This is a genomic window from Chryseobacterium sp. MA9, from assembly GCF_024399315.1.
Taxonomy (GTDB): Bacteria; Bacteroidota; Bacteroidia; order Flavobacteriales; family Weeksellaceae; genus Chryseobacterium.
On record NZ_CP075170.1, the window covers coordinates 3285301 to 3298244 of the forward strand.

At 35.1% G+C, this 12944-nt stretch carries 15 protein-coding genes; 12 read left to right on the forward strand and 3 right to left on the reverse strand.

Going from position 1 to position 12944, the window contains the following annotated elements; translation table 11 throughout:
- Position 1 precedes the first annotated feature (1 nt).
- The 6 genes from KIK00_RS14880 to KIK00_RS14905 are packed head-to-tail and all read left to right on the forward strand — an operon-like array spanning position 2 to position 4911.
- A complete protein-coding gene (locus KIK00_RS14880; RefSeq protein ID WP_255813151.1) occupies positions 2 to 1273 on the forward strand; it encodes a hypothetical protein in 1272 nt (423 codons plus the stop codon).
- A 33-nt stretch (positions 1274 to 1306) separates the two neighbouring features.
- Positions 1307 to 1834, forward strand: coding sequence for an SH3 domain-containing protein (locus tag KIK00_RS14885; protein ID WP_255813152.1), 528 nt, complete (start codon positions 1307 to 1309; stop codon positions 1832 to 1834).
- 8 nt (positions 1835 to 1842) lie between these two features.
- A complete protein-coding gene (locus KIK00_RS14890; protein ID WP_255813153.1) occupies positions 1843 to 2244 on the forward strand; it encodes a DUF6804 family protein in 402 nt (133 codons plus the stop codon).
- A 5-nt stretch (positions 2245 to 2249) separates the two neighbouring features.
- Positions 2250 to 2657, forward strand: a complete 408-nt coding sequence (locus KIK00_RS14895) for a hypothetical protein (protein WP_255813154.1) — start codon at positions 2250 to 2252, stop codon at positions 2655 to 2657.
- Between the two features lie 7 nt (positions 2658 to 2664).
- Positions 2665 to 4005: a beta-carotene 15,15'-monooxygenase gene (locus KIK00_RS14900; protein ID WP_255813155.1), complete on the forward strand. Its 1341-nt coding sequence runs from the start codon at positions 2665 to 2667 to the stop codon at positions 4003 to 4005.
- Between the two features lie 9 nt (positions 4006 to 4014).
- Complete coding sequence (locus KIK00_RS14905; protein WP_255813156.1) at positions 4015 to 4911, forward strand: hypothetical protein; 897 nt, start codon at positions 4015 to 4017, stop codon at positions 4909 to 4911.
- A gap of 61 nt (positions 4912 to 4972) precedes the next feature.
- Here the strand turns inward: KIK00_RS14905 and KIK00_RS14910 are convergent, their stop codons facing one another.
- From KIK00_RS14910 to KIK00_RS14920, 3 genes are all read right to left on the reverse strand, one after another.
- The gene (locus KIK00_RS14910; RefSeq protein ID WP_255813158.1) at positions 4973 to 5422 is read right to left on the reverse strand and encodes a GNAT family N-acetyltransferase; all 450 of its coding nucleotides are present in this window, start codon (positions 5420 to 5422) and stop codon (positions 4973 to 4975) included.
- Positions 5415 to 6038, reverse strand: a complete 624-nt coding sequence (yihA, locus tag KIK00_RS14915) for a ribosome biogenesis GTP-binding protein YihA/YsxC (RefSeq protein WP_255813160.1) — start codon at positions 6036 to 6038, stop codon at positions 5415 to 5417. Before yihA ends, KIK00_RS14910 begins: the two co-directional genes overlap by 8 nt.
- Before the next feature lie 69 nt (positions 6039 to 6107).
- A complete protein-coding gene (locus KIK00_RS14920) occupies positions 6108 to 6869 on the reverse strand; it encodes an alpha/beta fold hydrolase (RefSeq protein WP_047378002.1) in 762 nt (253 codons plus the stop codon).
- Between the two features lie 272 nt (positions 6870 to 7141).
- On the opposite strand from KIK00_RS14920, the gene mraZ reads away from it, so the two are divergent.
- The 6 genes from mraZ (at position 7142) to KIK00_RS14950 (ending at position 12916) form a co-directional block, all read left to right on the forward strand.
- Positions 7142 to 7600, forward strand: a complete 459-nt coding sequence (gene mraZ / locus KIK00_RS14925; RefSeq protein ID WP_255813165.1) for a division/cell wall cluster transcriptional repressor MraZ — start codon at positions 7142 to 7144, stop codon at positions 7598 to 7600.
- 47 nt (positions 7601 to 7647) lie between these two features.
- The gene (gene rsmH / locus KIK00_RS14930; protein WP_047378000.1) at positions 7648 to 8541 is read left to right on the forward strand and encodes a 16S rRNA (cytosine(1402)-N(4))-methyltransferase RsmH; all 894 of its coding nucleotides are present in this window, start codon (positions 7648 to 7650) and stop codon (positions 8539 to 8541) included.
- 96 nt (positions 8542 to 8637) lie between these two features.
- Entirely contained in the window at positions 8638 to 9003 is a 366-nt protein-coding gene (locus KIK00_RS14935; protein ID WP_047377999.1) for an FtsL-like putative cell division protein, read from the forward strand.
- Positions 8987 to 10978, forward strand: a complete 1992-nt coding sequence (locus KIK00_RS14940) for a penicillin-binding transpeptidase domain-containing protein (RefSeq protein WP_255813166.1) — start codon at positions 8987 to 8989, stop codon at positions 10976 to 10978. Before KIK00_RS14935 ends, KIK00_RS14940 begins: the two co-directional genes overlap by 17 nt.
- A gap of 58 nt (positions 10979 to 11036) precedes the next feature.
- A complete protein-coding gene (locus tag KIK00_RS14945) occupies positions 11037 to 12497 on the forward strand; it encodes a UDP-N-acetylmuramoyl-L-alanyl-D-glutamate--2,6-diaminopimelate ligase (protein ID WP_255813167.1) in 1461 nt (486 codons plus the stop codon).
- A 41-nt stretch (positions 12498 to 12538) separates the two neighbouring features.
- Positions 12539 to 12916 (forward strand): four helix bundle protein, encoded by a 378-nt coding sequence (locus KIK00_RS14950; protein ID WP_255813168.1) that lies wholly within the window; start codon positions 12539 to 12541, stop codon positions 12914 to 12916.
- Positions 12917 to 12944: the final 28 nt, after the last annotated feature.

Sequence of the window (12944 nt, forward strand, 5' to 3'; positions counted from 1 at the left end):
CATGAAAACTTTTATAATTATTCTGAAAGCTTTACTGTGGATTTTGGGTGTTTCATTTCTTCTTATTTCGTTGGGCCTATTAATAGAACAGAGTTTTGAGGCATCAATTGTAATGCTGATATTGGGTATATTTTTAATCCCGCCAACAGGTAATTTTATTATTAATAAAATAAGAATGATCAATCTTGATGGAACTCATAAAATCTTACAAACCATAGACTATTCTGATCTTCATACTATTTTACCCGTCTATCAACAAAATGTATTAAACCACAAAAAAGCATTAACTGAAAAACAAAAATTAAGGCTTGGGAGAAAAATTTATTATAATACACTTTGTACTGCTATTTCAGATTTTAATCTCACCCAAAACAAAATCCTTAAACTGAACGAAATTAAAGTGTATTTCAACTTATCTGATCAGCAAGTACTATTAGAAAAAAATAGGATCTCAGAAAAAACGGTAAAAAATCTGGTTCAGAAATGTTATGAAGATTGTGTATTGACTGATTTAGAAAGTAAACAAATCACAAACATTGCTATCTTTCTTCAATTTCCATTAGATAAAGCTGAAGAGATCAAAAATAAAATTGCTTTTTCATTATTTAACAGAATACTTGAAGAAAAGATATCAGATAATCGTCTTTCTCCAATAAAAGAAACAGAGTTGAAACAGGTAACAAGAAATCTGAAAATTGACCATCAGAGCATTAAAGTATTTCTTTCTGACCGAAAAATTAAAAGTTTACAGCATTCCAAGTTATTATGGAATCTTGACCATGGTATTTTTCCAGTTATTTACAATCCTTCCATAACGTTAGCAAGAGATGAACAATGCTATTTAAATGTTAATGCAACTCTTATTGAAAACAAGCTGGTTCATGCAGGATATTCACGCACAAGTACCGGTGTTTCTTTCAGAGTTATGAAAGGAGTAAATGCCAGAATTGGCGGCGGAAGATACCGTCCCGTAAAAGAAAATATAAGGGAGACTCATCCCGGAACTCTCTATCTTACCAACTCAAGAATGGTTTTCAATGCCGGAGGGAAAAGCTTCCAAATTCCTTTCTATAAATTGATTTCACACAACGCAAGAGGAGGAAGTCTTGAATTAGTAATCCAAAATAAAAGCTATTCACTGCGTATAAATTATAAAGAAACTGAAATATTTACACTTGCATTATCAAGTTCTCTCCGACAGTACAAAAATGCCAATGATCATCTAAAAATACAGGCGATGAGAGAAATCTCTATGAATGAAAATTTCATCTGAAGACAAAATCAATTAACTATTAATATTCAAGATATGAAAAAACTAATCCCGTTCATCATACTTACCTTCAGTATATTTATCTTAAATTCTTGCTTAAAAGCCAATGACAATGCAGGACATGGCGGAAGATGTACAGGTTCCGCGTATTGTACAGCTTGCTCAAATTGCTCAAGATGCGGGCACTGCAGTGGTGGTGGGACGTGCGGCGTTTGTGGAAGAGGTTCTTCCGGAAAAAACTCATCATCAGGTAGTTCCAGTAAAAAAAGTAAGTCTGGAAAATACAAACCTTCTGATACTTATAAATCCACCAAAACAAAATCAAGTAAACCACCAAAAGTATTTATTGACGAAGTTAATTTCAATATTAATTCCAGCAACAGGTATATGGCAGGAATAGAAGCAACAAATATTTACGAGAAACCATCCTTAAAATCTAAAATAATAGCAACAGTCTCTAAAAAGGCCAAATTGATTGAACTTTCAAGAGATGGTTCGTGGTACAAGGTACAGGTAAAATCAAGTAGAACAACAGGATATGTTCATTATAAAGATATAAAATAATCAAAAAAATGAAACCATTTCTCTCCTTCTGTGCGTTATGTTGTTTCATCGGTATTTTCAGACTTCCTATAGAATATTATACTTTCCTCAGAATTCTTATTTCCATTGGAGCTTTACTAGTTTTATACAATACTTTAAGCTTTAAACAACACTATTTCAGTATACTATTTCTGATCATTCTTATTCTTTTCAACCCCGTTTTTCCCATTTATATGTATCGAAAAAGTATTTGGATTCCTATTGATACCATAACGGGAGTTCTGTTCTTATTGATCAATTTCATAGAAAGAAAAGAACAAAAAAAGGAAGAAGAAATTACCGAAGAAACTACAGAGCCCTCATTACCCATTCATCAAAGAACTGTTTCAAGAGACAGAATTATTAATCCTAAAAAAAACCAAGAAGAATAACCATCATGGAAAACAATCATATAACGGAAAATCTCAAAGCCCATTTTTTAAGGTTATATCAAATGGCCATCTGTGATGATGATTTCAGCGCATTAGAACTCAAAATGCTTTATAAATGTGCAGAAGAAAGGGGAATTCCTTCAAAAAATCTGGATGAAATCCTTTTAAACCCAATCAATTTAAAATCATTAGTTCCTCAATCTATTGAAGAAAAAATAGATTATTTATATGACCTCACAATTATGATCTGGGCAGACGGAATTGTTTCACCAAACGAATATTCTGCAATGCAAAAATACGTTCTGATGTTTGGTTTTTTGGAAGAAAATGTAACGGCAATTGTAGACTACCTCATTGAAGCCGTAAGAATCGGAAAGAACAAAAGTGAAATTTTATATGAATTAAAAAACTAACCACATCATGGACACCGCCAGTATAAAAAATTTATTCAAACTCAAATCCGTTCCGATAGAACCGAAACCGGAACCGCTTCCTTCAAATAATGACACCTCGGATGATGAATCTCTGGAAGAAACCAGAAAAAGAACCTATCATGAATCGGGATATAGAGACAGTTCGCGAACCAACGGAAACCATTCTACCCTATCCATATGCCTGGATGCCGTTTATTCCAAATTTCAGAACGAAGAAAAGGAAATGGTCGAAAAACAGAAAAATCTGAAAGAATCCTACGTCAACGAACAAAAAAACAGAGAAACTGAAATTAAGGCGCTGACAGTATCACAGGAAACAAAAGAAGAGCAGCTAAAAAACAAAAATATAGAAATTGAAAATTATCTGCATACAATTGAAAATTTGAAGTCTGAAATCCTTGATTTACCCAGAAACCCGGAAAAGCACAATATAAAAGCGACAAGAGGAGCTTCTGCAAAATTCTGGATCGGGCTTTTTCTCTTGCTTCCCATCACTTTATATTTAGGAACATTTTATATCTCAACTTCTTATTCAGCTTTTTTCAAAAGTTTTGATGCAAAAAGTACTGTTATTCAAAGTGTTTTGGATGCACAGGCTTTCAGCAAGGCATGGAACGAAGGAGTTATTGAAGGAGCTTTTGTTACTCTGATTCCGTTTGTGTTTCTTGGATTAGGCTATTTGATTCATATGTTTTGGGAAAATAAAACGACCGCAAACTACGTAAAGCTTGGGTTATTATTTATTGTAACATTTATTTTTGATTCTATTCTAGCCTATGAAATTGAGTCAAAATTATATGAATTAAATAAAACTTTTGAATCTCCTCCATTTGATGTTAAAATAGCTTTTACCAAAATTCAATTTTGGGGAATTATTTTCGCAGGATTCATTGTGTACATTATTTGGGGACTGGTTTTCGACTTTGTAATGAAAGAACACCGTGAAAAAGATAAGATTAAAAATGAACAGGAAATCAGACAGAAGAGGGTTGAATTCTTTCAGGACAAAATCAATATTTTGAAAAAAGACATTGAAGAAATCCTAGCCAGTATCGGAACAATAAAAGAAACGGTTATCAAAACCCGGGGAAGAATCGAAGAGCTTCAAAATATTATTGACGGGGTCATTATTCCGACCAAAGATTACAAATTGTATGCTTCAGAATATGTTCAGGGCTGGATCACTTTTATTGGTGAAAAGATAGCCGTGTCAAGAACAGAGAAACAAACGATGATTGATGACTGTATTGCAACTTACAATATTAATCTGGAAACCGTAGGAGCTAATTCCGACAATCAAAATTTAGTGTATTTATCATCTTTATAATTACCTATCATGAAAAAAATATTCTACTTGTTAATGATCATTTCTTTGGTTTCTTGTTGTAAAGGCAAAAACGATGGAACAAACACAGAAAAGAAAGGTCCTACTGTTGATTCAAACAACATCAATATCAGCATTCTGATTGATTTATCAGACAGAATTGATCCTAACACAAATCCAAATCCTACCATGCAATATTTTCAGCGGGATACAGAATATATCAAAGCCATTGAAAAAGGATTTTTAAACCATATTAAATCAAAAAGAATCATCACTTATGATGATCAGATGCAGGTATTCTTTAACCCGGAACCTTCAGACCCAAAAATGAATGAGCTTACAAAAGAATTGAAAGTTTCCTTCAATAAAGATATTCCCAGGAGTTATTTTGATTCTGTAGACAAAAAATACTCTGAATTGCCTTTAAATATTTATCAGTCAGCTATAAAAGATGGAAAATATGTAGGTTCCGATATCTGGGAATTTTTCAAAAACAAAGTAAAAGATTATTGCATAAAAGATGATCACAGAAATATTCTGTTCATTTTGACGGATGGATATATGTATCATGAAAACACCAAGTTTGACGAAAACAAGGAAAACTCACACAAAACGTCTTATCTAACAACTAAACTTGTAAAAGCTAACAATCTAACTACCTCAAGCTTCAAAGATGCCATTGAAAAAAACGGCTATGGATTTGTAAAAGCAAATGAAAATCTTAATAATCTCGAGGTCATCGTTTTAGGAATCAATCCCGAAAAGGGAAATCCTTTTGAAGAAGCAGTAATCAAAGAATATTGGGAAAATTGGTTTAAGGAAATGAAAATCAAAAAGTACCAAATCAAATCCGCTGACCTTCCTTCCAATCTCGAACCCATTATCTTAAAAACGATTTCAGGAAAATAAAAGCACATCCAATATATATTTAACTATCAAAAAAGCGAAGAAATTTATTCTTCGCTTTTATTTATTTTCTTATCATTTCCGTATGCGGAATATCATCCTCAAGATATTTATTCCCCGTATCTACAAATCCAAACCCGCTGTAAAATCTTAACAGATAATCCTGTGCGGATATTTTGATTTCAGAAGTATGAAAACGGTTTTCAATTGTTTCTACAGCATATTGTATCAGCTGTTTCCCAAGGCTTTTTCCTCTTGCCTGTTCCGTAGTCAGAACTCTTCCGAAAGAAGTCTCATCGTACTTTATTCCCTGATCAAATATACGACAGTAAGCCAGCACCTGCCCGTCTTCTTCAGCCCAGATATGAACCGCTTTCTGGTCATAATTATCCAGATCAGGATAAGGACAGTTCTGTTCAATAACGAAAACATCAATACGAGCTTTCAATACCGAATACAATTCAGGAACAGTGAACTCATCAAACGTTTTGATTTTCCAGACAATATTACTCATCGAAACTTATATTATTATGAGTTAAAAATTCATTGGTCTTTTGGATAAAATTAAGAATGTTGTCTCCACCCTCTTTCTTTTCTGCTGAGGTAACATACAGCTCAGGAAGGTCTTCCCATGTTTTATGAAGCTCAGCTTTATAATCCTCAACATTTTTAACAGCAACATTGGGCTTTAGTTTATCAGCCTTGGTAAATACAATTGAAAAAGGAATTCCACTTTCTCCACACCATTGGATAAATTCAAGGTCAATTTTCTGTGGAGTGTGTCTTATATCTACCAATACAAAAAGATTGACAAGATTTCTTCTGTTCAGAATATAGTTCGTGATCAGCTTTTCAAAATCCTTTCGCTGAACTTTTGAAACCTTTGCATAACCATAGCCTGGTAAATCGGTAAGGTACCAGTTTTCATTCACTAAAAAATGATTGATCAGCTGGGTTTTTCCTGGAGTCTGTGATGTCTTAGCCAGGTCTTTATGATTCATCATTGCGTTGATCAATGATGACTTTCCTACGTTTGATCTTCCGATAAAAGCATATTCAGGAATATTGGGTTCAGGGCATTCCTGCCATTTTCCACTGCTCTTTACAAACTCTGCTGTCTTGATAATCATTTTTGAATGTATTTTAGAAAAATAAACCATTAAGAAAAGCTCTTAATGGTCATTTTATGATGTTATTTATTAAACTTTATCTTTTATCCAGTTATACAGGATTTCATTGAATTCATCCGGTTTTTCCATCATGGCTGCATGGCCGCAATGATCTATCCAGAATAAATCCGAATTAGGAATAAATTTGTGCATGTCCTCTGCCACTTCCGGAGGAGTTACATTATCCTGTTTTCCCCAGATCAGACACGTAGGTGTTACAATCTTCGGAAGGTCGTTCAGCATATTGTGTTTGATGGCACTTCTTGCCAGCATTACGGTTTTTATTCCCTTCATTCTGTCATTTACCACCCCGAAAACTTCATCTACAAGATCCTCTGTCGCAATCTTTGGATCATAGAAAACTTCTTCCGTTTTCTTTCTGATATAAGATCGGTCATTTTTCCTTGGAAAACTGTCCCCAAAAGTTCTTTCATATAATCCGGAACTTCCTGTAAGCACAAGATTTTTTACCAAATCAGGTCTTGCTAAAGTCAAGATAAGCCCCACATGTCCTCCCATTGAGTTTCCCATAATGGTAACCGGGCCTGAAATATGACTTTCTATAAACTTGATAATATATTTTGCGATAGTGGTAAGATTCGTATTGAGTACCGGCAGATCATAGATCGGCAGCTGAGGGACATATACTTTGAAGCCTCTTTCCGAAAAAAAATCTACCATTTTATCGAAATTACTCAAACCACCCATTAACCCGTGCAACAGCACTAATGGATGTCCTTCTCCCGCTTCTACATAGGAATATTTCTTTTCTTTTTTTGTACTAAATATCATAAAACGCCTTAATAAAGCCTTGCAAAAATACAAATTAAACCTCAAAAAAATTTTGATTATCCTAATTTAAGATAAAAATAATATAATATTCTCCTTTTTAACTTTTTTTTTCAAAAGCGCCTTACTATGGCCTAAATAACACTTTTTGCAACTGTCTTCATATCAGTATTTTACATTATTGAAATTCAATCTCTAATAAAACTTATTAACATTGAGTCAAAAAGTGGGAAAAAGTGGGAAATTTTGGAAATTATTATATAAATTTGTCCCAAATGAAAAATTTCATTGGGACATATGAGTGTAAAATTGACGATAAAGGCCGCTTAAAAGTTCCTTCATCTTTAATTAAACAGATGGAAAACTTCGACGATAAGGCGTTTGTAGTCAAGAGATCTGTGTTCCAACCCTGCCTGGAAGTTTATCCTATGAATGCATGGGACAAACTGATGGGCAAAATTAATAAACTGAACAGATTCATAAAAAAGAATGCTGATTTCATACGAATGTTTACGGCAGGAGTAAAGACAGTAGAATTGGATAATGCAGGAAGGTTACAGATCTCCAAAGACCTGACGAATTTTGCAAATCTTCAGAAAGATATTGTGATTACCAGCGCGGGAGAGCTCTTCGAAATTTGGGATAAAGAAGCCTACGAAAAGGTAATCTCAACCAACGAAACTGATTTTGCAAGCCTTGCCGAAGATGTGATGGGCTCTTTCGAGGAAGAATAACTGTAGGTTATTAATTGAATATTATTAAATAAAAAACACAATTAAGCATGTATCATAACCCCGTTTTGTTGAAGCAGAGTGTTGATGATTTGGTGACGAATCCTGACGGAATATATGTGGACTGCACCTTTGGAGGCGGAGGCCACTCCAGGGAGATTTTGAGCAGACTTTCTGATAAAGGGAGATTGTTCAGTTTTGACCAGGATCTGGATGCACTTAAAAATACAATTGATGATCCTAGATTTACATTAGTTAATCAGAATTTCAGATTTCTGGAAAACTCATTGCTAATGTACGGAGTTCCTCAGGTAGATGGTGTTTTGGCCGACCTGGGAGTTTCTTCACACCAGTTTGATGAAGCAGACAGAGGCTTCTCTACAAGAAGCAATGCTCCTTTGGACATGAGGATGAACGTAATGCAGAACCTTGATGCCAAAAGAGTGATCAATGAATATGAAGAAAGTGAACTTGCAGACCTTTTCTATCACTATGGAGAATTAAGAGAGGCAAGAAAGCTGGCGAGAGAAATTGTTCATCACAGAAAAACAAAAAGCATAGATACCACTGAGGATTTGAAAAAGCTTTTCAGCTACATTCCGCCTCATAAGGTTAATAAATTTTATGCCCAGCTTTTTCAGGCAATAAGAATTGAAGTGAACCAGGAACTTGAAGTATTAAAAGAAATGCTGGTACAGGCTTACAATGTGTTGAAGCCGGAAGGAAGACTGGTTGTTATTTCTTACCACTCTTTAGAGGACCGTTTGGTAAAAAGATTCCTGAAAAATGGAATGTTCGAAGGAGAACCGGCAAGAGATATCTACGGAAATTATAAAAAGGCATTTGAATTGATAAAGAGTAAAGCGATCATTCCTGATGATCAGGAGATCGAAGAAAATTCAAGAGCAAGAAGTGCCAAAATGAGAACAGGAATAAAGGTATAAAATGAATAATGTATCGTCAATGGTCAATTTTTAATATCATAATATTCACCACGACGAACAAATTGAATTCACTGCGAAACAAACTGACATTATAAAGTGGCAAAAAGAACAACAAATCGCCCCCAGAAAAGACTCACTTTTATAGATATTATAAAAGGAAACTTTCTGAACCGTGATGAGATCAAAATACATTACAAGTATTTTCTCCTGTTGTTTATACTGATGATGGCCATGATTTATACCAACCATCTCGTCAATAAAAAAATTAAAATTGTAAACGCCTTAAAAGAGGAAACAGAAGAATACAAATCAAGAAACGCTTACGCCCAGAGTAAGCTGATCAAAGTAAAAATGGAATCAGAGCTGGGGAAAGAGGTTGCCCGGGATTCATTGATGACCCTGGAAAACCATCCTCACAAATTGCTAATAAAACTGGACAGTACAGATGCAAAAGCAAAATGAATACGATAATAAACGTAAGAAAACGTTACGATGGGGCTACCTCTTTGCAGTGGTAGCTTTGTGCGTGTTTGTAATGTTCTTGGCAAGAATTGTTATTCTTCAGAATACCAATGTTCAGGAAATTAAAGACGATTACATTAATAAAAACTATCGTGAAGCTACTTTAAAGGCTGCCCGCGGTAATCTTTTTGCGTCTGATGGCTCTATTCTCGCAACCACAGTAATGCGGTATGACATCTATCTTGATTTCAAAACAATGAAGGATACAGTGTACTCCAATAACATCGGAGCGCTTACGGATTCTCTGAGCAAAATGTTTGGAAAATCCCGAGGGGAATTCAGACAGAAGTTTGATGAACAGAAGAAAAAGAAAAACCAGTACTATACTTTGGCAAAAGGACTGGATTTCGATCAATATGACAGAATCCGAAAGTTCCCTATCTTCAAAAAAGGTAAAAATAAAGGAGGATTTATCGTTGACAGAAACTATAAAAGAGAATTAGCCACTTCAGAAATCGGCGCAGGTACCATCGGTATGGATAACGGAGAGCTTAGATCGGGGCTTGAAGGTGCTTTCTCTAAATATTTAACAGGAACAGATGGAAAAAGACTTGAACAAAGAATCAATTCATCTCAATGGAAGCCTATTGACTTCTGGAAAGTTCAGGAACCGGTAGATGGAGAAGATGTATATACAACCTTAGATCTTAGAATTCAAGATATTGCACACTCCGCACTGGAGAAGCAGCTGATCCATTTTGAAGCAAAACATGGTACCGTAATTGTCATGGAGGTTGAAACCGGAAAGGTACGTGCTCTTGTCAACTTAAGAAGAACAGATTCAGGAGATTACGAAGACTCTTACAACTATGCTCTGAAAGATAATATTGAGCCGGGATCAACTTTTAAAACCATTTCTCTTTTAGCAGCAATGGATGACGGTTTCATTGATGAAAATACAACCGTAAACGTCGGAAATGGCGTCTGGACTTATGCAAAACAAAGAATTTCAGACGGACACGGCGGAGGAACCTACGATATCAGTGATGTTTTAGCTAAATCCAGTAATGTGGGAACTGCAAAACTGATCACAAAATATTATGCAGAAAAGCCCCAGATATTTCTTGATCACCTGAAGCGCTGGAAACTGTTCGACAAAATGGATATCGAACTTCCAGGAATCACAAAACCAAAGATCGTAACTCCACAAAATAAAAGATGGAATGCTGCAACGCTGGCTTCTATTTCTTACGGATACTCTTCCAATGTTAACCTTTTACAATTAACAACATTCTACAACGGAGTTGCTAACGGAGGTAAAATGCTTAAGCCATTATTCATCGATAAAATCATGAAAGATGGAAAAGTGATGTACAGCGCCAAACCTGAAGTAATGGTCAACAAGATGGCTTCTGAGAAAGCGATTAAAATGATGACCAGTGCTTTAACAAAAGCGGTAGAAAAAGGAACAGGACGAAGCATTTTTACTCCTAACCTTAAAATGGCAGGAAAAACAGGAACCGCAAGATTTGAATACTGGCTGCCTGGCCCTATGAAATACAGAGCATCATTTGCTGGATTTTATCCGGCAGACGCACCAAAATACACCTGCTATGTAATGATAAGTGAACCCAATACATCAATAGGATTTTATGGAGGACCCGTTTCAGCACCGGTATTCAAGGAAATAGCAGGAAAAACATTCCTGAAAACTCCTCAGAATATTGAAAAAGAAATGCTTGTAGACAAAAAGGTAAACCTGAGCAAAATGGTTGAACCAAATGTAAAAGTAGCAGTAAATGATAAACAAATGCCAAATGTGGTAGGATTAATCGGTAAAAACGTAATCCCGCAATTGGAAAACTTAGGATACCGTGTCGACTATAAAGGAGTAGGAAGAATTAAAGAACAATTCCCTCTGGAAGGTACAGCGATTAGTAAGAACCAGAGAATTTATTTGTCTCTGCAAAATTAAAAACAAAGTCCCGCAAGGACCATTTAAAACAAAATAGGGCAAAGCCTTATTGATAAAGATGATTATAACAGAATTAGTAAACAGAATCCCAGTACTGGAAATCCACGGTGATAACAACCGTGAGGTTACTGAATTGGTGATCGACAGCAGAAAGGTTACAGAAAACTCTCTTTACATTGCTATGAGGGGAACCGTAGTGGATGGTCATTCATTCATTGCATCTGCTATTGAAAAAGGAGCTGCCGCAATCGTTTGCGAAGAATTTCCCGAAACATTGATGGAAAATGTAACCTATGTTCAGGTAAAAGATTCATCTAAAGCCTTAGGTCACCTTGCTTCCAATTTCTACGGAAATCCTTCTCAGAAATTGAAACTGATAGGAGTTACCGGAACTAATGGAAAAACATCTGTTTCTACCCTTCTTTTTGATGTTTTCAAAAACCTGGGATATGAATCTGCTTTGCTTTCCACTGTTGAGATCAGAATAGGGGAAGAAATTATTCCAGCTACCCATACCACTCCTGATGTAATTACCATCAACAGAATTTTAGCGGAAGCGGTAGAAAAAGGATGTGAATTTGCCTTCATGGAAGTAAGCTCACACGGAATTGCCCAAAACAGAATTGAAGGATTACACTTCAAAATAGCGGGCTTCACCAACCTTACTCACGATCATTTAGATTATCATAAAACGTTTGAAGAATATTTAAAAACGAAGAAAAGATTCTTCGACCAATTAGAAGATACAGCCATTGCCATCACTAATGTAGATGACAAAAACGGGAATGTTATGCTTCAGAATACTAAGGCCGCAAAGAAGTCTTATGCTTTGAAAACCATGGCAGACTATCACGGAAAATTATTGGAAGTAGATTTCAATGGAATGCTGTTGAACTTCAACGGAAAAGAATTCTGGACGACACTGACCGGGAAATTCAATGTATACAACTTATTGCTTGTATTCGGAATTGCTGCTGAACTTGGTTTTGAGCAGGATGAAATTCTTCAGGCGGTCAGCAAACTAAAAAGAGTTTCCGGAAGATTTGAAACCTTCAAATCCGATGGCGGAATTTTCTTTATTGTAGATTATGCACACACTCCGGATGCATTGGAAAACATTCTGGACAGCATCAATGATATCAGAACCAAAAACGAAAGATTAATCACCGTATTTGGCTGCGGAGGAGACAGAGATCACTCCAAAAGACCTGAAATGGGAAATATTGCCTCTAAAAAATCAACACTGGCAATCATCACTTCAGATAATCCGAGAACAGAAGATCCCGCGCAGATCATCAAAGAAATTGAAGCAGGTGTTGAACCTCAAAACTTCAGCAAGTACACTTCAATTCCGGACAGACGAGAAGCCATAAAGATGGCGATAAAATTTGCAGAACCTAAAGATATTGTTTTGGTTGCCGGAAAAGGCCACGAAACTTATCAGGAGATCAATGGTGTGAAACATCATTTTGATGACAAAGAAGTAATTAATGAGCTTTGGAAATTAATGTCCAAATAGATTGAAAGATTGAATTCATTGAAAGATTTAAAAATTTGATAATGACAAAGAATTTTGAAAATTTTCCTGTATACATCAAAAGTTTAGATCTGATTGAAAAAGTTTATCAATTTCTTCGAAGTCAAAGTTTTGAAAAAGAATTTGAATTTAATAACCAAATAAAAAGAGCGAGCTTTTCAATTAGCAACAATATTGCGGAAGGCTCAGAGTATAATAATAACAGACAATTTATAAGATATTTAAAAATTGCAAAAGGCAGCTCCGCTGAAGTAAGAAGCATGCTGATTGTAAGTAAAAGATTAAAATTAGGTGACGAAAATAAAGCTGAAGAAATTATAATTCTTTCCAAGGAAATTTCTTCAAACATTTCAAACTTCATCAAATATTTAAGTGAAAATATTGAGAAACCCAATCTTTAAATCTTTAAATAAATTAAATTTTTAAATA